Source organism: Mesorhizobium tianshanense (assembly GCF_007830515.1).
Lineage (GTDB): Bacteria > Pseudomonadota > Alphaproteobacteria > Rhizobiales > Rhizobiaceae > Mesorhizobium > Mesorhizobium tianshanense.
This window is the reverse complement of the sequence record NZ_VLKT01000034.1, coordinates 14,776-38,913: the sequence shown is the minus strand read 5'-3', so window position 1 is coordinate 38,913 and position 24,138 is coordinate 14,776. Positions and strand designations below refer to the sequence as shown.

22 protein-coding genes, 1 tRNA gene and 5 pseudogenes are annotated in these 24,138 nt (G+C 60.9%); 18 read left to right on the top strand and 10 right to left on the bottom strand.

What is annotated here, in order from left to right:
• Window positions 1-39 precede the first annotated feature (39 nt).
• The gene (lipB, locus tag IQ26_RS24565) at window positions 40-783 is read right to left on the bottom strand and encodes a lipoyl(octanoyl) transferase LipB (RefSeq protein WP_145720887.1); all 744 of its coding nucleotides are present in this window, start codon (window positions 781-783) and stop codon (window positions 40-42) included.
• 179 nt (window positions 784-962) lie between these two features.
• On the opposite strand from lipB, the gene IQ26_RS24560 reads away from it, so the two are divergent.
• The 4 genes and pseudogenes from IQ26_RS24560 to scpB all read left to right on the top strand — a co-directional run bounded on the left by IQ26_RS24560 (window position 963) and on the right by scpB (window position 5,002).
• A tRNA-Leu gene (locus IQ26_RS24560) sits at window positions 963-1,047 on the top strand.
• Between the two features lie 137 nt (window positions 1,048-1,184).
• Complete coding sequence (locus tag IQ26_RS24555; protein ID WP_145720886.1) at window positions 1,185-2,567, top strand: DUF6538 domain-containing protein; 1,383 nt, start codon at window positions 1,185-1,187, stop codon at window positions 2,565-2,567.
• 781 nt (window positions 2,568-3,348) lie between these two features.
• The gene (locus IQ26_RS24550) at window positions 3,349-4,302 is read left to right on the top strand and encodes a DUF1403 family protein (RefSeq protein WP_145720931.1); all 954 of its coding nucleotides are present in this window, start codon (window positions 3,349-3,351) and stop codon (window positions 4,300-4,302) included.
• 2 nt (window positions 4,303-4,304) lie between these two features.
• A pseudogene (gene scpB, locus IQ26_RS24545) lies at window positions 4,305-5,002 on the top strand (SMC-Scp complex subunit ScpB).
• A 41-nt stretch (window positions 5,003-5,043) separates the two neighbouring features.
• On the opposite strand, the gene IQ26_RS24540 reads toward scpB, so the two are convergent.
• A complete protein-coding gene (locus IQ26_RS24540) occupies window positions 5,044-5,568 on the bottom strand; it encodes an RES family NAD+ phosphorylase (RefSeq protein ID WP_145720885.1) in 525 nt (174 codons plus the stop codon).
• The gene (locus IQ26_RS24535; RefSeq protein WP_127221768.1) at window positions 5,565-5,951 is read right to left on the bottom strand and encodes a hypothetical protein; all 387 of its coding nucleotides are present in this window, start codon (window positions 5,949-5,951) and stop codon (window positions 5,565-5,567) included. Before IQ26_RS24535 ends, IQ26_RS24540 begins: the two co-directional genes overlap by 4 nt.
• Before the next feature lie 558 nt (window positions 5,952-6,509).
• On the opposite strand from IQ26_RS24535, the gene cpaB reads away from it, so the two are divergent.
• From cpaB to IQ26_RS24490, 10 genes are all read left to right on the top strand, one after another.
• Entirely contained in the window at window positions 6,510-7,433 is a 924-nt protein-coding gene (gene cpaB / locus IQ26_RS24530) for a Flp pilus assembly protein CpaB (protein WP_240547211.1), read from the top strand.
• A 40-nt stretch (window positions 7,434-7,473) separates the two neighbouring features.
• Window positions 7,474-8,910: a type II and III secretion system protein family protein gene (locus tag IQ26_RS24525; protein WP_145720884.1), complete on the top strand. Its 1,437-nt coding sequence runs from the start codon at window positions 7,474-7,476 to the stop codon at window positions 8,908-8,910.
• Window positions 8,911-8,912: 2 nt separating this feature from the next.
• The gene (locus tag IQ26_RS24520; RefSeq protein WP_145720883.1) at window positions 8,913-9,176 is read left to right on the top strand and encodes a hypothetical protein; all 264 of its coding nucleotides are present in this window, start codon (window positions 8,913-8,915) and stop codon (window positions 9,174-9,176) included.
• Between the two features lie 29 nt (window positions 9,177-9,205).
• Window positions 9,206-10,417, top strand: a complete 1,212-nt coding sequence (locus IQ26_RS24515; protein ID WP_145720882.1) for a CpaE/TadZ family protein — start codon at window positions 9,206-9,208, stop codon at window positions 10,415-10,417.
• Window positions 10,414-11,832: a TadA family conjugal transfer-associated ATPase gene (locus IQ26_RS24510; protein ID WP_145720881.1), complete on the top strand. Its 1,419-nt coding sequence runs from the start codon at window positions 10,414-10,416 to the stop codon at window positions 11,830-11,832. Before IQ26_RS24515 ends, IQ26_RS24510 begins: the two co-directional genes overlap by 4 nt.
• Window positions 11,833-11,835: 3 nt before the next feature.
• Window positions 11,836-12,801, top strand: coding sequence for a type II secretion system F family protein (locus IQ26_RS24505; RefSeq protein WP_145720880.1), 966 nt, complete (start codon window positions 11,836-11,838; stop codon window positions 12,799-12,801).
• Between the two features lies 1 nt (window position 12,802).
• A complete protein-coding gene (locus tag IQ26_RS24500) occupies window positions 12,803-13,762 on the top strand; it encodes a type II secretion system F family protein (protein WP_145720879.1) in 960 nt (319 codons plus the stop codon).
• 134 nt (window positions 13,763-13,896) lie between these two features.
• A complete protein-coding gene (locus IQ26_RS24495; protein WP_145720878.1) occupies window positions 13,897-14,367 on the top strand; it encodes a tetratricopeptide repeat protein in 471 nt (156 codons plus the stop codon).
• Between the two features lie 181 nt (window positions 14,368-14,548).
• The gene (locus IQ26_RS39985) at window positions 14,549-14,818 is read left to right on the top strand and encodes a hypothetical protein (protein WP_208760207.1); all 270 of its coding nucleotides are present in this window, start codon (window positions 14,549-14,551) and stop codon (window positions 14,816-14,818) included.
• Window positions 14,815-16,044, top strand: coding sequence for a TadE/TadG family type IV pilus assembly protein (locus tag IQ26_RS24490; protein ID WP_208760206.1), 1,230 nt, complete (start codon window positions 14,815-14,817; stop codon window positions 16,042-16,044). Before IQ26_RS39985 ends, IQ26_RS24490 begins: the two co-directional genes overlap by 4 nt.
• A 357-nt stretch (window positions 16,045-16,401) precedes the next feature.
• Here IQ26_RS24490 and IQ26_RS39215 read toward each other — a convergent pair whose 3' ends face one another.
• From IQ26_RS39215 to IQ26_RS24455, 6 genes and pseudogenes are all read right to left on the bottom strand, one after another.
• Window positions 16,402-16,545 (bottom strand): hypothetical protein, encoded by a 144-nt coding sequence (locus tag IQ26_RS39215; RefSeq protein ID WP_156090951.1) that lies wholly within the window; start codon window positions 16,543-16,545, stop codon window positions 16,402-16,404.
• Between the two features lie 44 nt (window positions 16,546-16,589).
• Window positions 16,590-16,985, bottom strand: coding sequence for a hypothetical protein (locus IQ26_RS24475; RefSeq protein WP_145720876.1), 396 nt, complete (start codon window positions 16,983-16,985; stop codon window positions 16,590-16,592).
• Window positions 16,978-17,580, bottom strand: a pseudogene (locus tag IQ26_RS24470) (IS630 family transposase); the annotation flags it as partial. The pseudogene IQ26_RS24470 and the gene IQ26_RS24475, both read right to left, overlap by 8 nt.
• The gene (locus IQ26_RS24465) at window positions 17,481-17,690 is read right to left on the bottom strand and encodes a hypothetical protein (RefSeq protein WP_145720874.1); all 210 of its coding nucleotides are present in this window, start codon (window positions 17,688-17,690) and stop codon (window positions 17,481-17,483) included. The gene IQ26_RS24465 and the pseudogene IQ26_RS24470, both read right to left, overlap by 100 nt.
• Window positions 17,691-17,753: 63 nt before the next feature.
• A complete protein-coding gene (locus IQ26_RS24460; protein ID WP_145720873.1) occupies window positions 17,754-18,287 on the bottom strand; it encodes a hypothetical protein in 534 nt (177 codons plus the stop codon).
• 229 nt (window positions 18,288-18,516) lie between these two features.
• Window positions 18,517-18,850: pseudogene (locus IQ26_RS24455) on the bottom strand (IS110 family transposase); the annotation flags it as partial.
• A 65-nt stretch (window positions 18,851-18,915) separates the two neighbouring features.
• Here IQ26_RS24455 and IQ26_RS24450 point away from each other — a divergent pair.
• Together IQ26_RS24450 and IQ26_RS24445 are read left to right on the top strand one after the other, a co-directional pair.
• Window positions 18,916-19,677, top strand: a pseudogene (locus tag IQ26_RS24450) (IS3 family transposase); the annotation flags it as partial.
• A 184-nt stretch (window positions 19,678-19,861) separates the two neighbouring features.
• A pseudogene (locus tag IQ26_RS24445) lies at window positions 19,862-20,099 on the top strand (DUF736 family protein); the annotation flags it as partial.
• Between the two features lie 771 nt (window positions 20,100-20,870).
• Here IQ26_RS24445 and IQ26_RS24440 read toward each other — a convergent pair.
• A complete protein-coding gene (locus IQ26_RS24440; protein ID WP_145720872.1) occupies window positions 20,871-21,146 on the bottom strand; it encodes a hypothetical protein in 276 nt (91 codons plus the stop codon).
• Between IQ26_RS24440 and IQ26_RS41560 the strand changes: the two genes are divergently transcribed.
• Together IQ26_RS41560 and IQ26_RS24435 are read left to right on the top strand one after the other, a co-directional pair.
• Entirely contained in the window at window positions 21,043-21,303 is a 261-nt protein-coding gene (locus IQ26_RS41560; protein WP_407660310.1) for a transglycosylase SLT domain-containing protein, read from the top strand. The genes IQ26_RS24440 and IQ26_RS41560 overlap by 104 nt on opposite strands.
• 702 nt (window positions 21,304-22,005) lie before the next feature.
• Window positions 22,006-24,111 (top strand): DUF3363 domain-containing protein, encoded by a 2,106-nt coding sequence (locus IQ26_RS24435; protein WP_145720871.1) that lies wholly within the window; start codon window positions 22,006-22,008, stop codon window positions 24,109-24,111.
• Window positions 24,112-24,138: the final 27 nt, after the last annotated feature.

Below are 24,138 nucleotides of genomic sequence, written 5' to 3'. Positions count from 1 at the left end.
TGGACATCCGCGCGGTGATCTGAGCCGATCTGCAAGATTTCAGCTGGCCTTGCGGGTCATTTCGACAGGCAAGGGTGCCGCGGGTCCGAAGACATCCTCGAAGGCGGATTTCAGCGCGAGGTCGAGGTCCGCCATCCCCACGGGAAGGCCGAGATCGACGAGGCTGGTGACGCCGTGATCCTGCACGCCGCACGGCACGATGCCGCTGAAGTGGCTGAGATCCGGCTCGACATTGATGGCGATGCCGTGAAAGCTCACCCAGCGCCTCAGCCTGATGCCGATGGCAGCGATCTTGTCCTCGGCGAGCGACCCGTCGGCCAGGGTGGGGCGGTCCGGCCGCGCCACCCAGACGCCGACACGATCCTCGCGCCGTTCGCCGCGCACATTGAAGGCGGCGAGCGTGCCTATGATCCATTGTTCAAGTGCGGCGACGAAGGCGCGGACATCCTCGCGCCGCCGCTTCAGGTCGAGCATCACATAAGCGACCCGCTGGCCTGGCCCGTGATAGGTGTATTCACCGCCGCGTCCAGCCGCGAACACCGGGAAGCGGTCCGGCTCGATCAGGTCCTCGATGCGGGCGCTGGTGCCGGCCGTGTAGAGCGGCGGGTGCTCGACCAGCCAGACCATCTCGCCGGCGGCGCCACTTCGGATCGCTTCGGCACGCGCCTCCATCACGGCAAGCGCCTCCGGATAGGCGGTGAGGCCGGGTTCGATCCGCCATTCCACCGGCGCCGAACCGGGCAAGGGCAGGAACGACGTGGCGATCTGGCTGCGTTCTGTCATGGCGTATCTCGTGTCGCTTCACATATGGTGGCAATCGGCCGAAACGTCCAGTTCCGAGCGCGTTCGACCCTTTGGATGGTTATGCCGAATCCCCGGCAATTATTGCGCGACGCGCCCTTGTTTCGCCGGGAACGATTTGCTACACGCCGCGAGCCGGTTCGTTCCGGCTCCTACCACGTGCGGTCGTGGCGGAATTGGTAGACGCGCAGCGTTGAGGTCGCTGTGGGGCAACCCGTGGAAGTTCGAGTCTTCTCGACCGCACCAATGAAATTCGAAAGCTGAACCTCTAACTCATTGAAATGTCATGGCCACCGAGAACCTCCTTAAGGGAGTGCTTGGCTTTTTCGCCTTACTGCGATACAAACTGCGATACAAAGTGAGATACATCGCGAGTTTGGCCCATGCGAAAAGAGGTCGCCGCAGAGCCCGCCAGAGACCCGGATCGTTACCTCATTCAGCGTGGCGGGGTTTTCTATTATCACCGGCGAATGCCTGCCAAGATGGTCGGCATAGACGATCGCGGCAGGTTCATTCGCAAATCCCTGGAAACGGATGAGCGCCGCCTTGCACGTGCTATGCGCGACAAGCTCGAAGACGCTGACAAGACCCTGTGGGCCGTACTTCTTTCTGGCGGCGAGACAAGGTCGGCACTCGATCAGTATCGCGACGCCGTTCGCCGGGCTGAAGCCATGGGGGTTTCCTATCTTTCAAACGGACAGGTTGCAGGCTTTCACAATGTCGATTCGATTTTAAAGCGTGTCGAAGCGCTGGAGCGCGTTCAAGCGGCCCCGGCCGTGGCCGACGCTCTTCTCGGTGGCGTGCGAGTGCCGCCTGTCAAGATCTCCGAAGCCTTTGATGTCTATGCCAATGAGATCATGGCACATGAAGTGGTCGGCAAGAGCCAGTCGCAGCGCCGAATGTGGAAGAAAGTAAAACAGAGAGCCATCAATAATTTTGTTGCCCTTATCGGCGACAAGTCCATCGGTGAAATCACGCGCGAGGACGGATTGGCCTTCTACCGGTTCTGGCTTAGGCGCGTCGCACCGCCGCCGGAAGCCGGGCCCGCCACACATTCCGCGTCGGCCGGCAATCGAGATCTAGGCAATATGCGGGACCTCTACAGGCGCTATTTCGCTCATCTGGGCGAGGAACAAAAAGGCACCCCATTCGATGACCTCCGTTTTTCGGAGCGCGGCAAGCGCCGTCGGAAACGGCCATCATTCGAAACCAAATGGATAATCGATCAGATAATGAAACCGGGCGCTCTGGAATCCCTGGATCCTCAAGCGCGTCGCTGCGTTCTGGCGCTGATCGAGACAGGCGCGCGGCCAAGCGAGATATGCAACCTCGACGAGACCGTGATCTTCATTGATACGCTGGTCCCGTATATTCGCATCTCTCCACGGGAGGATGCCCATGATCCGCGCGAAATCAAGACCGAATGGTCCGTGCGAGACGTACCGCTGGTCGGCGTTGCGCTCGAGGTTTTCAAGAAAAATCCGCAGGGCTTCCCCCGCTACCGCAATCGTGAAGAGGCACTCTCAGCAAACCTGAATAAGTTTTTCAAAACTAACAAACTTTTTCCTACGCCAAAGCACAAGATTTACTCGCTCCGACACAGTTTTGAGGATCGTATGAAAGAGGGAGGCATCGACAGTGAGCTTCGCAAGATCTTAATGGGCCACACGATCGAGCGTGTAGAGTATGGTTCGGGCGGATCGCTGCAATGGCGTCACGATGAACTCAAAAAGATTGCTTTGCCGTTCGATCCCGAGATTGTTTGAGCCGCTCCTTGACGCGCAACATTGCGCTCGTCTCGGCTATCAAATTCCTCTTTTCGCGTTCAAGACGCTCGTAAATCGGAAGGTACACTCGTCCTTTGTTGCCAGCCTTGTGGATCGCTAGGGCGAGCGTATCGAGAGCGCGGTCAATTCTCTCCAAGGTTACAGGCTCAGGAACTGCGCTGACCTGTGGCAGAACACAGTTCGTCTGCTGTTCCCACGTCTTTTTCCTGTTTGACGATGACACGGAAGAGATAGTGGCAGCAGGCGCAGGTGAGAAAAAGCGGCTCGCCTCTGGCATCGTGCAGCGGTGGTGCTTCGACGTAGAAATCGGAAAACACGCTCGCGGTAATTTTGCACTACGCAAGATGCTCGCACCTGCGACCACGCAACATCGATCCGCAATTCGAACGCATGGAGCGGTGGGTGGCGGCGCAGGACCGCTACATCGCCAGACCACTGCGCGGGATAGTGGGTTAGGGTGGTAGCGGGAGAGGCGCTACATCCCGACACCCACTATCGAGCGCGGAGTTTCGAATCTTGGGGAGCCAGGAAATCTGGCGTCATTAAATATCGTTGAAGCACTCACCAACGCAGTGTGCACATTGGAAAAGTAAAAGATCAGTAACATAGCGGATAATTCCACGGATCTGATTCCAGATTATCAATTTTATCGCAATGACTGGTAATGCAACATTATCATTCGTTTTGTTGGCACGACAGGCTGTGCGTTTCGGCGTGCAAATCATGGCGCAAAGCGCACCGCCGTTTTACCCTCGAAGTCATGATTCGCCTCGATCCCGCGACCGCCAGCCCCGCCGCGCCGCCGACCGTGCCGGCCTGGGCGCTCGCGCCCGGCCGTGACGCCAGCCCCGCCGACGCCGCCTTCCAGGCCGGCGCCGCCCTGGCCGCGCTCGACACGCTTGCCCGCGCGCAGCCTTCCTGGGCCGGGGCCTGGCGGCAGCGGCTGGCGCTTCGCTGTGCCGCCGCCAGCATGCGGCTCGCCGGCCGCGCCGAGGACGAGGCCGCCCTGCGCGATGCCTGGCACTTGTGCCCCGCCGGCACCGATCCCGGTCCGGCCGGCGCCATCTATGGCGCCTGGCGGCAGTTTTCCGTGCAGCCGCCCGCCGCGAACCCCGATCGGCTTGAAAGAATCGTCGACCAGCTCGGGGTCCATTGGGACGAGGCTGCGCTCGCCGACCTCAGCACGGAGACCGAAAACCTGGCGGGGTTGCAGCGGCCGGCGCCGTTCGCCGCGGCGGCGATCGTCGCTCACGTCGTCACCATGCGCCCCGACTCCGAGCTTCTTGCCTGGCGGCTCGCCGACCTGGTGCTGGCAAAAAGCCTGCGCTGGCCGCGGCCGCGGCCGCTCCTGATGACTCAGGCCTTCGGTCCGGCTTTTCGCGATGAGGCCGGCGGCAAGCGCATCCGACCCGCGGACAAGAGTTTTGAGCGGGCGGTTTGCCTGGCGCTGGTTCAAGCCGCGGCGGAGGCCTGCCGGTTGGCCGCCGAGCTGTCGCGGCGCGCGGAGCGGCTCATCGCCGTCGCACCCAAGCTCAGGACAAAGGGGGCGGGCGAGGTTATCCAAAGACTGCTCGACGACGATGCCGTACCGGGCTCGCTGACGACAAAGAACCTGTCGCGCTTTGCGACGCGACGCCTCTTCGCGCGACTGCAACAACTCGAGGCCGTGCGCGAGCTTTCCGGTCGCACCACTTTTCGGATGTTTGGGTTGTAGGGATGAACGAAGCCTCTGCCCGCCGCAAACCGAACGAACAGCCTGTGTTGCTCGACACGGAATTGGACCACCTGCCGCCGGAGCTGCGCTGGCGCGAATGGATGGGCCGGGTCGAAGCGGTGATCTTTGCGGCCAGCGACCCGGTGCCGCGCGAGGTGCTGGCGCGGGTAGTGGGAAAAAACTGCAATCTCGAGCTGATCATCGACGATATTCGCGCCGAGTTCGCCGGCCGCCCCCATGAGCTGGTCGCGGTCGCCGGCGGCTGGCAGCACCGGACCAAAATTTTTGGCGACGCCATCCGCGCCGCCTTCGGCACGGCAGCGGGCGAGGGGCAAAAGAACTGTCGCAGGCGGAGGCGCTGGTTTTGATGTGCATCGCCTATTTCCAGCCGATCACCCGGGGTGAGCTGTCGAGCTTTTTCGGCAAGGAGGTATCGCGCGACCTGATCGGCGTGCTGCGCGCGCAGGAGTTGATCGCCTCGGGACCGCGCAGCCCGCAGCCGGGGGCGCCCTATATCTATGTGACGACCAAAAATTTCCTGTCGCAGTTCGGGCTCGCCACGCTGCGGCAGCTGCCGGATTTCGAGGCGCTTGAAGATGCCGGGCTCCTGTCGAAGGAAAAGCTCCTGGCCGGCGGTATTCCAGCCGGTTTGGCTAACAGGGAGGGCGAGGACGATGTCGTTGAGGACCAGGTGTCGTGAGCGGGCGTTGTCGCGTTGCGACCACAGAGACAGTTGATGACTCAGGACCAGGACGCCTGGTCGTGCGGCAGCCGGTCATCGGGATCGTGAACCGCGACATGATCGCCGTCGACAAGATTGGCCGGAAAGATCACCAGATTGGTGCCGCCGGCGTGACGCAGCGACGGGAACAGGATGCCGCGAAGCCCGGCAGTGATGATCAGGTCCGCGAGCTTCCACGATGGCGGGACCTTTTTGTCAATGCGAGCGACCTGGCGCCAGGCACAATCCCATTCCTGCCAGGCGCCGTCCCAGACGTTTGGGTCGAACCCTTGAGAAAGGTCGGCCACCTCGCCGAGCGTGATCTTGTAGGCGGCAAGCGTTGCCGGCGGGACGATGCTGGCGCCCTGCTTGTATTCGTCAAGAGCCGTCTGCGTCGAACGGGACAGATAGAGCGCTTCGACGCCTGGCCGGTTGAAACGTCCGCCGTCGATCGCTGCTCCCGTGCCACTCGTGGGCAGAAAAGCCCATTTGGGTGTCAGATAGCGATGGAAGATCTCGTCCGGCCCGACGCGGGTGACCTTCACCCGCGCGCCCCGTTCTCGAGATCCCGGATGAAGGCCAGGACTGCTTCGACTTGGCCGTCCGCGACGAGTTCGGCCGCCGTGCGGTGGCCATAGTCCGCGATGGGCTCGTTGCGATACCAGTAGATCGCCTTGTCAACATTGCCGGTGAGTTCCGTCGCCGCCGAGATCACTTTCACCATCTCGCGCATCCGGCCCTGCAGGCGTTCCGAAGAGGGATTGCGGAGCGTGTTTCGATGAACCCCGGTCAACTGTGCCAGATTGGCCACCTTCACGCCAAGCGCCTGCGACAGGCGCTTCGGCGAGATATAAGGCGTACGCGGCTCCTGAAGGCTGTCGACAAAGCCTGAGACCACTTTCGATTGTGCGAGCTGTGCGTGGGTCATGACAAATCTCCAACCTCCTCATACGCACAATATATGCACATTCCAACGCATAGCAAGTGAACAGTGGCCTGGCGCCTTCCGGCGACCTGTTTGTCCTTCCTCATCCTGGTAGCGGTTGCCGGCTGACGGCAGCAATGCGCCAATCTCGGCCGTTCGGGGGTGCGTTGGAGCTGCCCAAAAGCAGACCCTTCGACGGTTTAGGCAAGGGCGCCGGAGAGCCTTCATAGCAGAAAACCTTGCGCCGGCGCCTCCTGCGGAACTTTGATCTGTGGTGCTGCGCGCTGTAGCCGCTTTGCCGCGCCAGCCGCTTGCTCGGCTACGCATTGACCGTGTGGGGTAAGCAACAACGTGACGGCGTGCCGGAAACGTCGAAGCCAAGTGAATTTCGACCCAAAAGTAAATGCGCTCACTCAAACTGCGGCCAAACGTCCAAGGGTTCGGTAACCAGACGCAACGATAGCTCCAATTCGAATAAGCAAACTTTCTAATTGTTCAGAATCGCCCGGTAGCGTCCGCCAAAGACAAAAGACGAGAAGGGTGCATTTTGAGGTATCGGGCGTGAAGGGCAAAGCCATTACAATGATCGGCATCGCCGCGGTGTTCGGCGCGGCCTCGATCTTTGCCGCCGATCTCTGGATTAAGAGCGAAACAAACGCTCGTGCCGGAGAGATTTCGCTCGCAGTTCCGACACCCGCGCCGCCGGCGATGCAGTTTCAGACGATCGTCGTCGCCAGGGCGCCGCTGCGCTTCGGCATGGCGCTAGAGCGGACGCAACTGGCGGAAATTCCGTGGCCGCAGGATTCGCTTCCGCAGGGCGCCTTCACGACGATCAACGAAGCTTTGGCCGAGGGAAGCCGTGTCGTGCTTTCACCCCTCGAGATCAACGAGCCGCTTTTGCTTGCAAAACTGTCGGGTCCCAATGGGCGCGCGACGCTGTCGAACCTGCTTTCGCCCGGCATGCGGGCGGTGACAATCCGCACCGACGAAATAGCCGGCGTCGGCGGCTTCGTTATGCCCGGCGACCATGTCGACGTGGTGCTGACGCGCGACGCCGGCGCCATCACCGAAGTCGCGAAAAATGCCGAAGGCGCGGCTGGTTCGACGCTGACCAGTGAGATCGTGGTCGAGAGCGCCAAGGTGCTGACCGTCGGCCAGGGCGCCGACGAGCGGCAGATCAGTCCGCAGATCGCTAATTCTGTGACCATCGAGGTCAATGCCGAGGGCGCGCAGAAGGTGGCGCTGGGCCGCACGGTGGGCACGCTGTCGCTGTCGCTGCGCGCCTCAAGCGAAGGCGGTGGTTCGACAGACGGTTTGACGACCATCTCTTCATTCGGCGGCTCGGTGGCCGGCGCGTCGGATGCTGCGGTCGCAGTCATCGAGGCGATCGCCGCAGAGGGGCCGGAAGCGCAAAAATTCAAGACCGTGATCGTGACGCGCGGCACCAACCCGCAATCCTATCAGGTTGTTGCGCCGGACAAGTGACACGACACCGGCAGGGGTGCCGGATTTTTGGGGACAGGCAATGTTTGGGTGGGTGGGCAATTTGTGTCGGAGCGGCGCGCATGCTGCCGGAATAGCCTTGCTGGCGATCTCGTTTGCGGCGGGACACTTTCTGGTTGGCGTTGGAAACGCTGAGGCCGGCAACGGCGTGGTTTACATTACCTCGACCAAAAACATCTCGATCAAGCTCGCCAGGGGAAAGCCCAGAACGATCAAGACCGATGTGCCGTTCTACGAGATCGTCATCGGCGATCCAGAGATCGCCAACGTCAAGCCACTGACGGACCGCTCCTTCTACCTGCTCGGCAGTAATCTCGGCACCACGGGCATCGCTCTCTTCGACGAAAACAAGAAACTGGTCGGTACGATGGACATCGAGGTGACGCTCGACACCGACCGTTTGGCCAGCACCATCCGCGACAGCGTGCCGGGGGCCAACATAAAGGTTAGCTCGGCGAATGGCCGGCTTGTTCTGTCCGGCTCAGCCGAAGATGCGTTGGCGGTTGATAAGGCGACTCGGATCGCCACCAATTTTTCGGGCGAAGAAACGGTCATCAACTCGGTCAATATTTCCTCGTCGCAGCAGGTTCAGCTGAATGTGCGCTTCGTCGAAATCAACCGGCAGGTGGGACAGGAACTCGGCACCAAAATCGGCGTGACATACATCGGCAGCAATGGCGGCGTCTCATTCAACTCTACCCCTTCGGTTTCTAAGGCGGCTCCCGCGGCACAGCTCATCGGCGGCCTTCTCTCCAACGGCGTGTCAATCGATGTCGCCATCAAGGCTCTGGAAGACCGCGGTGTCGCGCGACGTCTTGCCGAACCGAACCTGATTGCGCGCTCGGGTGAAAAAGCGAGCTTCCTGGCGGGCGGCGAGTTTCCGATCCCAGTCTCGGAAGAGGACGGCAAGATCTCAGTCGAATACAAAAAGTTCGGCGTCAGCCTGGACTTCACACCGACCGTGCTCAGCGACGGCCTGATCGCTCTCGACATCGAGCCGGAGGTCTCCTCGATCGATAGATCGGCTTCCTACAATATCGGCAACATCTCCATCCCGGGTTTCGTGGTGCGGCGCGCGCACACGTCGATCGATCTGAAAGGCGGTCAGAGTTTCATGATGGCGGGCTTGCTGCAAAGCGAGAACGACATGGTTCAGCAGCGCGTTCCAGGTCTGGGCAAGTTGCCGGTGCTCGGCCCGCTGTTCAGTTCCAGAGCGTATCAGCGGCGCGAAACGGACCTGGTCATCATCGTCACGCCGTACCTCGTTAAGCCGATGGACCCATCGAAGAAGCCGCTGACGCCGGCTGACGGCACCTTGCCGGCAAGCAATGTCGATTATTTTCTGGGCAATGTGGAGGAGGTGAAAACCGCCAACGCCGCCCACAATGGCGGGACCGCAACCGACGCTGCCGCTCCGGCCAAAAAAGTCGGCCACTTCCTCGATCTCCCAAAGGAATGAGCATGCGAACGCTTTCATTGGTCGGCGCCGTCGCAATGCTTGCCTCTGCCAGCGGTTGTGCCACCGAGGAGACGATGCGTCTCGACGGGCTGACCCGAGGCGCGGGCAATGCGATGGCGGCCAACACCGTGATGCAGATGGTCGATCCGTGGCCTGAGGGCGTCGAACGCACCCGGCTTCGGGTGCCAGCAGACCGCGGCGCCCAGCCAAGCGCGGCCCCGAAAGCGGTCGAGGAAAAAGCATCGCAACCCACGGCCGGTTACTGATCAGGCCACCAAACGCGCGGGCGAGAAGAATGGCAAATCCCGGAAAAACCAAGCGGATCGTGCTTGTTTCCACCGACAAGAGCTTTGTGCAGAAAACGAGGACGGCGTTCGCCTCGTCGGAGGCGGTTGCGCTTGTTACGGTCGAGAAGAACGTCACCGAGTTACGCGGCGAAATCCAGGAGGCTGATTGCAGCGCGGTGATCGTCGACATGGATGCGGCCAAGCTCAACGAGATCGAGGCGCTGCAGCGCATTACGCGGCGACTCGAGAGGCGCGCTGCAATCATCGTTGTGACTCAGGAATTCAATGCGTCCGCCGCGCGCATCCTGGTTCAGCTTCAGGTCGCCGATTTTCTGGTCAAGCCGCTGACCACCGCCGATCTTGTTCGCTCCTGCGTTCGCGCGCTTGAGGGACCGGGGCGCGAAGAGAACACCGAGTCGCAAATCTACACGTTCATGCCCGCCGCCGGGGGGGTAGGCACCACCACGCTGACGCTGCAAACCGCGTTCCAGCTCCACCATTCGGTAACGCGCGGATCGTCGACCTGCGTAGTCGATCTCAATTTCCAGCAAGGCTCATGCGCCGAATATCTCGACCTCGAGCCACGCTTTGACATCAACGAAATCGAGAATCAGCCGGAACGCCTTGACCGCCAGCTTCTTGACGTGATGCTCTCGAAACATGCGAGCGGTCTCTGTGTGCTGGCTGCGCCTGCGCGGCCAGCGGAGATGCGCACGTTCAACGCCGACGTGGTTGTCCGCATGCTGGACCTCGTCTCCGCCTATTTCGACAATGTCGTCATCGACATGCCGCGCACGTGGTTTCCCTGGACGGAGACCGTGCTGCTGGGCTCAAACAAGCTCTACATCGTCGCCGAAATGACCGTGCCGTGCCTGCGCCATACGCAGCGGCTGATCCAGGCCGTTTATGAGACGGTGGGCAAGGAGGTGAAGCCAAACGTCATCGTCAACCGCTTCGAACAACGCCTGTTCGAAAGCGGCATCAAGCGGGCCGACGTCCAGGCATTCCTCGGCGAGCATTTCGTCGGCGGCATCTCGAACAATTACAAGCTGGTGCGCGAGGCCGTCGATCGCGGCGTTCCGCTGCACGAGATCGACCCTAACGCGAATTTCGTCAACGATCTCAGGCGAATAGTCCTGCCTGATGAGGTCGTGGCGGAAACGCGGAAAAAGCGTTCACTGTTCGGGCTCGGCAAAAGTCTTTTGAGGAGAGCCGGGTGATCAGCCGATTTTCGACGCTCCAGAAACGCGATGCCACGCCGGAAAGCCGGCACGAGCAGGCGCCAATCCAGCATCGGCCGATCGTCATCCCGACGACACGCAAGCCGGCCCCGCCGAAACCCGAGGTGGGACCGGCAAAGCCCACGAAGGTCCTCGACGCCAGAATGCGCATTCACCGCATGCTGATCGAAGAGATCAACCTCGTAGCGCTCGAGCGCCTGCCGCGCGAAGAGATGCGGCGGCAGGTGCATGATTTCGTCTCCGAGAAGGCGCGCGGCGAACGGCTTGCGGTCAATGTCGCCGAACTCGACGCGCTGGTGGATGACATTGTCGACGAAATGGTCGGCCTCGGCCCGCTCGAGCCGTTGCTGAAAGACCCAGCCATCAACGACATCCTGATCAACGGCCATCGCAGTTGCTTCGTCGAGCGGCATGGCAAGCTCGAGCAGGTGCATATTCCGTTCAAGGACGAAGCTCACCTCATACGCATCATCAACAAGATCGTTGCGGCCGTCGGCCGTCGCGTCGATGAATCCCAGCCGATGGTCGACGCGCGCATGCTCGACGGCTCACGCTTCAATGCCGCCATCCGACCGGTCGGTGTCGACGGGCCGCTGGTATCCATCCGCAAATTCTCCAAGAATAAGCTCGGTCTGCATAAGCTCGTTGAATTTGGTGCGGTCACGCAGAACATGGCCGAGGTCCTTGCCGCCGCAGTCCATGCCCGCAAGACGACGATTATTTCCGGCGGCACCGGCACCGGCAAGACGACGATGCTGAACGCGCTGTCGGCCTTCATCCCCGAAGACGAGCGCCTGATCACCATCGAAGACGCGGCCGAACTGCAATTGCAGCAGCCGCATGTGGCGCGCATGGAGACGAGGCCGGCCAATATCGAGGGTCACGGCGAACTCAAGCAGCGCGATCTGGTCAAAAACGCGCTGCGCATGCGGCCGGACCGCGTCATCCTCGGCGAGTGCCGCGGCGAGGAAGCCTTCGACATGCTTCAGGCGATGAACACCGGCCACGAAGGCTCGATGGCGACCATTCATGCCAACACGCCGCGCGACGCGATTTCCCGTCTCGAACAGATGCTCGGCATGACCGGAATGCCGATGACCGTGCAGTCGATCCGCAGCCAGATCGCAAGCGCGCTCGACATCATCGTGCAGCTTACCCGGCTTTCCGACGGCAAGCGCAAGGTCACGAGCGTCGCCGAAGTGACCGGGATGGAAGGCGACGTGATCCAGATGCAGGAGATATTTCGCTTCGTGCGCACCGGCATAGAAGCGGACGGGACGATCCTTGGCCACTTCGAGGCGACGGGCCTGCGCCCGCGCTTCCTCGAAGACCTGAAGGCGATGGGCATCGAATTTCCTGGGCGATATTTCGAGCCTGGCAGACAGCAGGAATAATCAATGCTCGAGGGATTCAGCGCCATCTATGTCATTTATGCCGGCGCCGGTCTGACCGGCATCATGATCGCCGAAGCGTTTTACCTGCTTTACGCCGGGCACCGGGATCGCCGCATGGCGATCAATCGGCGAATGAAGCTGCAGGAGAAAAAGCTCAGCCAAGAGCAGGTGCTGATCCAACTGCGCAAAGAGCGTGGGATGGAAGGCGGTGCTTCGATGCTTTCACTCGACCGGATTCGGAAGCTGCGGATCCAGTCCGGCATGGTCCTACCACTGCCGAAATTTCTGCTGATCACGTCGGGTCTGGCGCTTGGCATCTGCCTGTTTGCCGTTTCCTACGGCCTGCCGCTGATCATTGCACTGGCAGTGCTTGCGGTCATGTGTTTGGTCTTTCCGATCATAACCCTGCGGTTCCTGCGCAAGCGGCGGCACAAGATGTTCGGAATGCAGCTTCCAGAAGCTCTGGAACTCATCACGCGAAGCCTCAAGGCAGGGCATCCGGTTCCGGTGGCGATCTCGATGGTGGCGCGTGAAATGGCCGATCCGATCGGCACCGAATTCGGCGTGATCGCCGACGAAGTGACCTATGGCTCCGACCTGGTTTCCGCGCTGCATTCGCTGTTCGAGCGCGTCGGACACGAAGACCTGCCGCTGTTCGTCACCGCTGTGTCGATCCAGAGCAGTTCAGGCGGCAATCTGCGCGAAATCCTGGATGGTCTGTCGTCGGTCATCCGCGAGCGCGGAAAGCTGCGGCGCAAAGTGCGAGCAATCTCGACCGAGGGCCGCATGTCGGCCTACATCCTGACCGCCGTACCGGCGCTGCTGATGGTCGGCATCATGGTCTTGATGCCGCAATTTTACGAGAGCGTCTGGGGCGAGCCGATGACTTGGTATCTGTTAGGCGGTTCGATCTCATGGCTAATGCTGGGCAACGCCATAATGTTCAAGATGTCGAACTTCAAATTCTGACATGGAAACCCTGATCGGCCTCCTTGCCTCCCTTCGCCCGACGTCGCTGGCGCTTTTGCTGCTCGCCGTGGGAGTAGGAGCGATCCTCTGGCAGTGGAGTACCGCGCGTGGAGGACGCGGCGACTTGAAGCGCCGGCTCAAGGTCGAAGTCTCCCAGGTTGCGGAGGCACCCAAGCCGACCGCCGCGCCGAAACGGAACGCCAGCGCCGTCCGCGACAAGGCGATGAAAACCGCCCATGAATTCTACGCCAAAAGCGATCCGGAAAACGTTGCGCGGCTGCGGATGAAACTCATCCAGGCTGGTCACATGGATCCAGGCGCGGTCGGCAGGTTTTTTGTCATCCGCTTTGTCGGCTTCCTGGCTGGAGCCGTTGTTGCGTTTCTGGTCGTCCGCTGGTTTGGCGGTGAATCGGCAGTTCCGAGCCGCTGGACTTTTATCATCATGTCCGGTGGCGCCGGTTATTTTCTGCCGGGACTTGTATTGACCTCGCAGGTCCGTACGAAAATGCGGGAATACCGCAATGGCTTTCCCGATTTCATGGACCTGATGATCGTCTGCGCGGACGCCGGCATGAGCATGGAGGCCGGGATCGAGCGGGTGTCGAAAGAGCTCTTTATCACTCATCCCTCGCTCAGCCAGAACCTTCAGCTTGTCTCGCTCGAACTCAGGGCAGGGCGCAGCCTTGACGATGCGCTGAAATCGTTGGCTGATCGCCTGAGCCTCGAAGAGGTACGCTCCTTCGCCACGCTGCTTCAGCAATCGAAGGAGCTTGGCACCAGCCTTTCGGGCGCGCTTCGGGTTTATTCGGACGAAATGCGTCACAAGCGCATGTCGATAGCTGAGGAAAAGGCGCACGCGCTGCCGGCAAAGATGTCGGTGCCGGTTACGATCTGCATCCTGCCAGTCGTGCTGATGATCGCCATCATCCCGATCATCGTGAAAATGACGGCAGGCGACTGATCCGCTCCAGTCGATAGTTAATCCGATATGTTCGGCTTTCCTAATATTTGGTCGAAACACGCCACCGAAGCTTAAGCCGAACCCGCTATGGTGCTTGATGAGACGGCCCGCCAAGCGGCCGGATGGGGCAGATTATGGGGCAATCGAAATTCGCCGCGTTGGCTGCGGTCGCAGTCGTGACGATTGTGACGGGATGCACGACGAGCAGCGTCGACGTCACCGAGACCACGTCGATCGCTCCGGCGACGACCGACATCAGCGGGGCTGATCTCGTATCTGGCAAGACGCAGTTCCGCGAAGCCAATTATGGGTTGGCGGAAAAGCACTTCCGCAAGGCGGTGGAACTTCGGTCCGACAATGCCGAGGCATGGCTGGGACTTGCCGCCTCCTACGACCAGCTCGGCCGCTTCGACTTTGCCGACCGCGCTTACGATCAGCTTGTTGTGGTTGCTGGCCGCCGGGCCCACATCGTCAACAATATGGGGTATTCGCAATTGTTGCGCGGCAACAAGAAAAAAGCCCGCGAATTGCTTCTGGAGGCCAAGGCAGGAATGACCGATACCTCGGTGGTCGATGCCAACCTCGCACTGATGAACAAGCCGTAGCAACGTTCGAACCGTCGCCGGATCCAACGAATTGCAGTTGGCTTACAGACCGCCGCGGGGTCCAACGTGAAAAATTGTAGAAAGCCTGGCTAGATCGGTTCTGGAGCGAAATGGTGGCGTAGAACGGATCTGGGGTGTTTTTCAGCGCCAGAACTTACCCTTCTAAACTGGGTGACGAGTGGTGCTGGCGATCACCCATTTCGAATGTCTTGTTTATTTTTCAATAGAATTAGCGACGGGTAACCGTTCCGCGCTGTGCACAGTCGAGCGATACCTGCATCCGCTCGCTGAGAGCGCTCTGCATTCGCGGCCACGGAACGGCGGCATCCTCCATCCGGACAGCGGTTTGACCGTCCGGCAGCTTTTCTGTGAGGATGAATTCCTCCTACTTAAGAGTTTAGTGATCAGTGAAACAACTTCTTTGCCGCAGGGATGCATTTTGCCGGCATGATGCACCAAATTCTTCTTGTGAAACGGTTCTTTCGAGACAGCCGCGGTAACTTTGCGACCGGTCTCGTTGTCATGCTGCTTCCTATGATTGCAGCAGTCGGCGCCGCGGTGGATCTCGCGAACATGAACCGCGAGCGGAGCAGGCTTCAATCGGCTCTGGATGCAGCAAGCATGGAGATCGCCGTTAAGGTCAACTCGGGCCTGAGCGACGGTGAGCTACAGGCGCTTGGCGACAAGCTACTCAAAGCCAACTTGGCATCGGTCGATGCAAGCACGGATAACATGCCCTCGCTCGTCTATCACGGTCTGGCGACGGAAAACGACGGAAGCCAGAGCCTCAGGACTGAATCCAGCCTCAACTACACCTATCTTATTCCGCGCTCAATCGGCGGCGATGGACCGTCATCCACCAACATTCTCGTCCGGTCCCGCATAACGTCCAACAATGGTGATACTGCGTGCGTCTATGCCCTCAACCGGGCCGCGCCGCGCGCCTTCGAGGCGGCCGGGAGCACCACAGTCATCATGGATGGCTGCGTTATCGCTTCCAATTCGTCGGCTCCGGATTCCATCTATGTTGGCGGCGACGCGTCCCTTGAGGCGGACTGCATTCAATCATCTGGCGGAATAGTGGCGACCAGCGGACTGATCACCGATTGTGAGCAAAATCGCGTCAATGCGTGGCGACTGCCTGACCCATGGGGTAACCTGGTGGAACCGGTACCACCAATCTTGTATCCTAATCCGAAAGCTGGCGACTTGACAGTCAGTCCAGGGCGGTATCGAAATCTCGATCTGAGCGGCGACAAAACCCTGGAGCCGGGCCTCTATTATGTCGAAGGTTCTCTTTCCGTCAAAGGCACAGTGACCGGCGCCGGCGTGACCATCTTCATGGCTGATGGCGGCATAACAGTGAACGGCAACGGCTCGTTGTCATTGAGCGCGCCGCAGACAGGCGACTATGCCGGCATGCTGATGATGTCTGCACGAGCGAACACATCGTCCCACCTGTTCAATGGGAATGGCGCCACTGATCTGAACGGCGTCCTATACTTCCCCTATGGCGACCTGACCTACAATGGTAACAACGGAACTAGCAGCAGCTGCCTGCGCATCGTTGCCGACACGATCAAGATGAGCGGCAATTCGAACATCAAGTCCGACTGCAGCGCGGAACTGGGGGGACGCGAAGCTAGAGTGGCAGGCCCGCTCTACTTTTCGATGTAAGGCAGTTGCGAACGTTCGAGACCTCCCATTGGCCGCCGCACCCCGTTCTGACCCCACGGTTGTTGAGTGCAATGGCCATCGGCCTATCGAGCACTTCGGCGAGCTGGTCAGCAAATTCCCGCCTATAAGGGCACGTTCGCACAAGCTTGCCGCCCCAAAATGTTGCGCACATTAGAGACCTGCCATGGCCGTTGCGCGCTGTTCGAAACGCCGCGGTTGTTCAGAGCGATTGCCAGGCCACGCAGGCTGGTGATGCCCGACTGCTGGATGGAGGCGATGATCGGCAGCACGGTCTGGGCAAAACTGTCAGCTTCCCGGATCGAGATTTTCCGACCTCTGGCTGCAGCCTCGGCTGTGTTAGTCGGATTCCCCCTTGTTCAACCCGATCTGAGCCCGGCGCTGCAAATCAATGTCGCCCAGCCAATCGAGCATGACGATCGAGCGCTCCAGATCCACTCTCGGCCCCAAACCGGGCCGCTCTGCGCCCTCAACGTCGGTCATTCGCACCGTCCGGACCCTCCACCAAAAGCGGACTTCGTCGGTGCTCACGGTTGTGTTTGGTACACCGGCTGCTGCTCCGGTTGACTGACAGGCTTGGTCACCGCGGGCGTCGTTTTCGGTTTGATCTTGATCGATTTGTTGAGGTCGGTCGGTTTGTTGCCGGCAGATTTGGCAGGAGCCTCGCTCTCACTCACCGCGCTGCCGAACTGCACAGCTGACCCGGCCAAATTCAAGAAGTTCTGCCACCTGCCTATCTCTGCATTTTTCTTGGCCTTCTTCATACCGTCTTCCTGAAGCTCGGCGGCGACGTCCTGCGTCGCCTTGGTGGCCTTCGTCGCCCGATCGATCTTGGCGGCAACCTCGCTGTGACTGCTATTGCTGGGGGCAAGCCCCTGAGCGATCACGGCTAGAGCGTTTTCGGAATAATTTGGGTCACGCATCGTAGCCGGCATGGGCGAAGAAGTTTTCGCATTCCTTTGGTTCGAAGCGATCGATCGCGAGGCGCACGGCGTCCCACAGTTCTGGAATGGATCGCGCGGCGACCTTTCGCAGGAAGGCCTTCAACTTGGCGAATGCCATCTCGATCGGATTGAAGTCCGGCGAGTAGGGCGGAAGATAGCGTAGGCATGCGCCAGCCGCCTCGATGATCTCGCGAACGCCGGCCACCTTGTGAGCCGGGAGGTTGTCCATCACGACGACGTCGCCGGGCTGAAGCGTCGGCGCAAGGACGCGGCGCAGGTAGAACAGAAACGCTTCGCCATCCATCGCACCGTCGAGAAGCCCGGGAGCGGCGATCCCGTTGAGGCGCAAGCCCGCCGTGAAGGTCGTGGACTTCCAATGCCCGTGAGGCACGGCCGCCCGGCAACGTGCGCCGCGCGGCGAGCGACCCCGAAGCCGCGCCATCCTTGTATTGATGCCACTTTCGTCGATGAAGATCAGGCGGCTCGGGTCGAGATCGAGTTGTCCGTCGAACCATTCTTCTCGCGCCGCCAGAACGTCCGGGCGCTGCTGTTCGGCCGCGTGCGCCGTCTTTTTTTATACGTGATGACACGCTTTGCGAAGAACTCATGGATAGTCGTCCAGTCGAACTGAACAATCCCGCGCTCCGTCATGCCGCTCCCGATGGTCTTCGTGACTTTGGGCATCTAGCGCACCTTTGTTGCTCATGGCCAACTAGCTAGTGCGCCCTCTCTTTGTGGATCGCGTCGTCAGCCGCCGATTTGAAAGGCTCTTGCTCCTTCAATGGTTGATACCCAAGAAAACGAAACATCCTTTGCGGGACTTCCGTCAGGGTTCCAGCTTGTGACCGTTACAACAACGTCCAACACTGGTGATGAAACGCCGCCGCCCACTGCTTCATTGGGCTGTAACGCGATCTCACTCAAGACGAATTTCGCTGTAAGCACTACGGGCGCATCACCAGTCGGCAGGGCCGTGAATTGAGGGCGGCTAATTAACACGCCTCGCTGGCCGATATCGAACGCATGATGACAAAGAAAATCATTGAGATGCAGCTCGGCTGTTCCAGAGTTGCCAGTCTTGTCGTTGCCCGAAAGGAGAAAAACCTCAGTAGCGCTGCATGTGATGTCTCTCAGCGGATGCCGAATCGAGTGGTAGCCATCCAACGGAACAAAATAGCGGTGTCGCTGATTGAATTTGATAAAATTGTCCAGAGCTTCTTGAGGAAGCTTGCTTATGGCATCTTCAAGTTCACGAATCCGTCTTTCAAAGCGATCTGGCATGATCATTCTCCTCGAAAGTATTACCCTCCAATTGGATATTGAATGCTCAAAACCGAGCATTGTAAAGCGCTTCGATAATGGCTCGGTGACAGACCATTTGGTTCGCGCATCGGCGGTCAGATACATGCCTCACGCAGGCACGGTCTCAGCACTGAGCTCGGCTGGCAGGTCCTCGTGCTGTGGGAATGCGAGCTGCACGACAAAGAAAATGTTGCTCGATCGCTGCTGAGTGCACGGGGCGGAACCAGCCAAGCCGCATGAGCTGTGCAATGCCGCGCGCATCCTTGCGATCCGTCTTCACCGGCATCGCCTTGAAGGCATCGCGCACCTCGAGAAGCTCCACCGCCAGGCCGGATGCTTGCAGAGCAGCAAACAGCCACTGCGACAGCGGGCCCGCCTCCAGCCCAATCCGCGCCAGCGGTACTTCGAGCGCTGCAAACCAGGCGACCAGCGCCTCCGGCTCGCTCGCCACCTTCGCTTCCCTCTCAATCTTGCCCTGCCCATCAACAACGGCAAACGCTGGAGCATTCCAATGACACATCAATCCCGGCATAATAGTTCACGGTCTGGCCTGCTGCCGGTTTCGTGGACACCGAGATAAGGTGTTTAACGGAACTGGAGAGTGGAAATGCAGAGAAGGAAGTTCAGCCGCGAGTTCAAGCTTGAGGCAGTGAGGCTGGTGAAGGATCGGGGCGTCGCGGTGACCCAGGCGGCCCGCGACCTCGATCTCCACGAGAATGTGCTGCGCAAATGGGTGCGCGATCTATCGGCCGATCCGCAGCATGCGTTTCCCGGCTACGGACAGATGAAGCCCGAGCAGTTGGAGATTGACCGGCTGCGCAAGGAAGTCGCGAAGCTGAAGGCGGAGCGCGACATCCTAAAAAAGGCCGCAGCCTACTTCGCGAGGGAAGTGACATGAGGTTCGCTTTCATCGCGAAGCACCGGGCCATCTGGCCGGTGGCATGGCTGTGCAGTGCGCTGGATGTGTCCCGCTCGGGCTTCCATGCCTGGCTCAACCGCAGCCCCAGCGTTCTCTCCCGGGATGACGAGATCCTCGTTTGCCGGATCGATCGCAGCTTCAAGAGCAGTGACCGCACCTACGGCGCGCGTCGGGTCTGGCACGACGTTCTGGCAGAGGGGCTCTCCTGCGGACTGCATCGCATCGAACGGCTGATGCGGGAGAGCGGGCTGCGGGCCCGGCCTCGGCGCCGCGGGCTGCCGAAGGACACCGGAGAGCGAGCTGCCGTGTCGGCCAACCTCCTCGATCGCAGCTTCGAGGCCGCTGCACCGAACCAGAAGTGGATCGCGGACTTTACCTACGGCTGGACCGCCGAAGGATGGTTCTACGTTTGCCGCCGTCGTCGATCTGTTCTCCCGTCGTGTCGTCGGGTAAACGGCTTCGCTGACCTTCGTCCCCTGCGCTGAGGCGCATTCCTCGCGAACCAAGAAGCTTGGCTGCCGCCGCCCTCCGCTCGAGCTGCGGCCCTACGGGTGCAGGCCGGCCGTCCCGTCGCCTGAAGACCGCTATCGAGGCCGCGCTGGGCGGCTTCGAGGAACAGTAAGGAGATACCACAATGGCTCAAATCGGCACCTTCACCCGCAGCGACGATGGCGCCTTTACCGGCACGATCCGCACCCTCAACGTCAACGTCAAGGCGACCATCCGGCCCGTCCCCCAAGGACAACGAGCTAGGCCCCGATTACCGGATCGCCGCCAATGGCGTCGAACTTGGCGCAGGCTGGGGAAAGGCGGCCAAGGAAACCGGCGCCGACTACGTCTCGCTTAAGCTCGACGACCCCTCCTTCACGGCCCCGGTCTACGCGACCCTGGTCCAGAGTGACAACGGCGAGCACAAGCTCATCTGGTCCCGCTGATCGACACGCGGTGCCTCACCCCAGGCGAGGCACCGCCCTCTCACCCTTGGGATTATGCGACGACCTGAGCCTTGCTGTTTCCGTGCTTCCAAACATTTCGATCATCGGTCGCGCGGTCCCTATCTGGCGGCCGCCGCCATCTTTCCAGTGCCGGATGTTTCCAACCATCCGGCCCCGATCGAGCAGTTAGGCTTGCACCAACCCATGCCGAAAACGCGCCTGACCATTGCGTCTGCTGCGAAGGCATGGACAGCTGGTGCAGCGTGGAATCGCACCGCGACAGGGTCTGCGCCTATCTCTCTGTCTTGATCGACAACCGTCTTCACGCAACCGGTTCGCGCCAATCTGTTCCAGTCAGAACGCATGGAGTCCGCTTTGGAGCCGCTATCGAGGCGCAATGAACGAAGCTGGTCGGTGCTCCGACTGCGCTCCCGCCGCGTCAAGCTCTTCAATCGATCGGGCGTCGGTCAAGCCATCGACAAATCGCCCGTGAGGCGGGTGCCGCGTGCAGCGAAAGTCAGGGCGGCCGGACGCCAATGGCGGAGGACGCTTATCGCGGCGCAATTTGCGGCAAGCAAGTCCGGCAGGCGAAGCCTTGCTCTTGACGGAAGCGAGCACGGCCGCAGGCTGTCGACGCATCAGAAGCGTGATATATGCACTGTCGTACGCAGCAGCACGACGATGATGTCTGCTGCTTGGCTCACCCTTTCAGCGTCGGTTGGTTACGCAGAACCTGGCGGATAGTGAGCGGCTGGGGCGCTCCAGCAGCACGATTTTATCCGCCGATCCATGATCTCGACATATCCGGGAAGCCGCGAAACGTTTCGCCATCCCCCGAGCGGTTGCTTCGCGCCATAAATGCATGTCGAGAGCGTTGGCGATGTTCATCTGGTGTGCAGCAAGGATGGGCTTGATGCAGATCATGCCGCCGACATGGCAGGAGCTGCGCATCATGTCCGCGTCGGCGACGACCGTTGACCGCATGACAATATGTTTTGCACGTACAGCGTATCTCCGCGCGAAGCTCGACCGCTTCGGGCGCGGCGGCGTTTTCGCCGCCTACAAATCCGGTCCTTACGATATCAATCAAGAGCATGTCGCGCCCGTGTGTCCACCGCCGCGAGACGGTCGACTACGCTAGGAAACGGGCACCGCTGATCATTACTGCGGTTCCCATTCCGATGCGCTCACGGCGAGGATGCAGCAGGGCGAACGTACTTCATTGGTTGGTTTTTCGCGCGCACGGGCGACACCCGGAATGTCGTTACAATGCATGGCGACCGTGGCGCGCATGTTGCGGCAGAGACTGTGTTCGCGGCGATCCATCCGTCCAACATTCAGTCTTCCACAAACGTTGCCGTAGTTGACTTAACTGCGGTCGAGCCGCGGCGGGATGACTTGTCGGTGGAACCGGTGTCCGGCGAGAGACCCGCCGCAGATAGCTGTTTGTCCAGCGGTTCTACAGCGTCACGTTGATAGTGACATTCCTGGTCGAAGGCATGTCTGCCTGTTCCGTTGCGGAAATTGCGGCGAGTAGGTTGGCCGCGATAGAGGTCGATGGGGGAAGGCAAGATAAAGCGAGCTGGCGCTCGCACCTCGCGTTGCTCGTAAGTTGTTGTCTGCACATTGTTTTTTGCGAGGCGTGCGGACGCCAAAACGGCACGACGCGAGGTGCGAAGAATGCCAGTCGATCCGCTATCCTGTTGATCTGAAACGGAAAGACGCGGTGCCGCAGTGATGTGCGTTCCGCCATGTCTACGCCACGGCAAGTCTTTCCACGCCCTGGCACGCTCTGCGCTCCGGCCACCTTGAAGCGCGCGATCAGAGCCCCGATGCTGTCGTCATGGCAGATGGTGATGACGACAGATTCCAGATCCGCATCGGCCGGCCGCGCCGCCGTGCCGCGCCGGTCAATCCGCGTACGCTGCCCTTCGTGCGTCAGGTCGAGATCGCCATCCGCAAACAAGGTGGCAATCCCTATCGCATCGGTGGAAGCGCGGGGAAGGGGAGTGGCCGCTTCAACGCCCGCGGCCGAGGCGGCAAGATGGCGGCAGGGTTGCCGAAGGTTGCGGGCGGATGGCGGCAGGACGGCGGCGGCATGCGCTTTCGCTCCCGCCGCGTCGTGGTGAAGGCGCGCGTCGTCAAGCTGCCGGGGCGAACGAAGGCGACCGGGCGCGGCCAAAAATTCGTCACGACCAGCAAGGCCGTCGATGCGCACCTGCGCTATCTCCAGCGCGACGGCGTGACCAGGGACGGCGAGAAGGGCAGGGTGTATTCGGCCTTCGACGACGAGGCCGACGGCAAGGCTTTTGTCGAACGCGGTCGAGGCGACCGGCATCAGTTCCGCTTCATCGTCGCGCCGGAGGATGCCGCCGAGATGGAAGACCTGCGGTCCTTCACCCGCGACCTCATGCGGCAGATGGAAGCCGACCTCGACACGCACCTCGACTGGATCGCCGTTGACCACCACAACACCGGCCATCCACATACCCATGTGCTGGTGCGCGGCATCACCGATGACGGCAAGATCCTGAACATCGCCGGCGACTACATCGCCCATGGCGTCCGTCACCGGGCAAGCGAACTGGTGGAACGGGAACTCGGCCTGCAAAGCGAGATCGAGGTCGCCCACAAGCTCGCCAACGAGGTGGACGCCGAACGGCTGACCCGGCTCGACCGCATGCTGATCGCCGAACAGCGGGAGCACGATGTTGTCGACCTTCGGCCCGATGCCAGCGACAGCTATACCGTTCGCAGCAACCGCTACCTGCTGATCGATCGGGCGAAGAAGCTGGAACACCTCGACCTCGCGACCGAAATCGAGCCCGGCCAATGGATCGTTTCCGATAGAGCCGAAAGCACCTTGCGGTCGATTGGCGAGCACAACGACATCATCAATTCCATGCATCGGGCGCTCGAGGAGCACGGCCTCGCCGATGAACGGGGCCCGGCCCAATATGTGACGCACCGGCGGACCATCACAGAACCCGTCGTTGGCCGTGTGCTCGCCAAGGGCCTTGCCGACGACGAGATGAGCGACCGGCTGTCGCTCGTCATCGATGGCGTGGACGGCCACACCCACTATGTCGAGACCGCGGATGCGGCAAAGCTCGAAGACATTCAGCGCGGCGATATCGTGGCGCTCGATCCGATCCTGCCGAAGGAGGAGCCGCGTGCGGCCGACCAGAACGTCAGCATCGTAGCTGGCGAGGATGGCATCTATCGCCCGAGCAGGCACCTGGAGGCGATCCGCGAGACATTCATGGAGCAGGGCAAGGACCCGGACGCCTTCGTCCGTTTCCATGTCCGCCGTCTCGAAGCGCTGCGCCGGGCCGGCCACGTCGAACGCATCGACGAAGACCACTGGCGCATTCCCGAAAACCTGCCCGAGCGCGGCATCGCCTACGATGCCCGCGACCGCGGCAAGGACTTCTCCGTCCGCGTGCTCTCGACGCTCGATCTGGACGCGCAAATCGGCAGCGACGGCGCCACCTGGCTCGACCGGGAGCTGACCGCCAGGAACCCCGTGCCGCTGGTCCGGTCAGGCTTTGGTCTCGACGTGGACAACGCTCTCGACAAACGGGCTGCCCAGCTCGTCAGGATGGGCCACGCCAACCGCGATGCGACGAGCAGGACCATCACCTTCTCGCGCGATCTTGTTGCCACGCTGGAGGGCCAGGAGGTCGCGCGCGTCGGCAAGGAAATGGCCACTGCGCGCGGCCTCACCTTCGAGCCCGCACAGCCCGGCAACTATGTCGGTGGCACGCTCCTCGGCTCGGCTCGTCTTGCCAGCGGGCGTTTCGCCATGATCGACGATGGCCTCGGCTTCCAACTCGTGCCCTGGCAGCCGATGCTCGACAATCGCATCGGCCAGCACATCAGCGGCGTCGTGCGTGACAGCGGCGGCATCGAATGGGGCTTCGGCAGAAAGCGGGGGCTGGGGTTGTGAGATCCCACAGGCGCGGCATTCTTTAGC

Coding starts and splice junctions, on each gene's coding strand:
- IQ26_RS24495 (WP_145720878.1), top strand. CDS start 13,897: ATGGGGCAATCGAAATTCGCCGCGTTGGCTGCGGTCGCAGTCGTGACG.
- IQ26_RS39215 (WP_156090951.1), bottom strand. CDS start 16,545: ATGACCGACGTTGAGGGCGCAGAGCGGCCCGGTTTGGGGCCGAGAGTG.
- IQ26_RS24465 (WP_145720874.1), bottom strand. CDS start 17,690: ATGCCCAAAGTCACGAAGACCATCGGGAGCGGCATGACGGAGCGCGGG.
- lipB (WP_145720887.1), bottom strand. CDS start 783: ATGACAGAACGCAGCCAGATCGCCACGTCGTTCCTGCCCTTGCCCGGT.
- IQ26_RS24500 (WP_145720879.1), top strand. CDS start 12,803: ATGGAAACCCTGATCGGCCTCCTTGCCTCCCTTCGCCCGACGTCGCTG.
- IQ26_RS24440 (WP_145720872.1), bottom strand. CDS start 21,146: ATGCGGTCAACGGTCGTCGCCGACGCGGACATGATGCGCAGCTCCTGC.
- IQ26_RS24435 (WP_145720871.1), top strand. CDS start 22,006: ATGGCAGATGGTGATGACGACAGATTCCAGATCCGCATCGGCCGGCCG.
- IQ26_RS24475 (WP_145720876.1), bottom strand. CDS start 16,985: ATGCGTGACCCAAATTATTCCGAAAACGCTCTAGCCGTGATCGCTCAG.
- IQ26_RS24550 (WP_145720931.1), top strand. CDS start 3,349: ATGATTCGCCTCGATCCCGCGACCGCCAGCCCCGCCGCGCCGCCGACC.
- IQ26_RS24535 (WP_127221768.1), bottom strand. CDS start 5,951: ATGACCCACGCACAGCTCGCACAATCGAAAGTGGTCTCAGGCTTTGTC.
- IQ26_RS24525 (WP_145720884.1), top strand. CDS start 7,474: ATGTTTGGGTGGGTGGGCAATTTGTGTCGGAGCGGCGCGCATGCTGCC.
- IQ26_RS24490 (WP_208760206.1), top strand. CDS start 14,815: ATGATGCACCAAATTCTTCTTGTGAAACGGTTCTTTCGAGACAGCCGC.
- IQ26_RS24555 (WP_145720886.1), top strand. CDS start 1,185: ATGCGAAAAGAGGTCGCCGCAGAGCCCGCCAGAGACCCGGATCGTTAC.
- IQ26_RS41560 (WP_407660310.1), top strand. CDS start 21,043: ATGTTCATCTGGTGTGCAGCAAGGATGGGCTTGATGCAGATCATGCCG.
- IQ26_RS24520 (WP_145720883.1), top strand. CDS start 8,913: ATGCGAACGCTTTCATTGGTCGGCGCCGTCGCAATGCTTGCCTCTGCC.
- IQ26_RS24515 (WP_145720882.1), top strand. CDS start 9,206: ATGGCAAATCCCGGAAAAACCAAGCGGATCGTGCTTGTTTCCACCGAC.
- IQ26_RS24505 (WP_145720880.1), top strand. CDS start 11,836: ATGCTCGAGGGATTCAGCGCCATCTATGTCATTTATGCCGGCGCCGGT.
- IQ26_RS24460 (WP_145720873.1), bottom strand. CDS start 18,287: ATGCCAGATCGCTTTGAAAGACGGATTCGTGAACTTGAAGATGCCATA.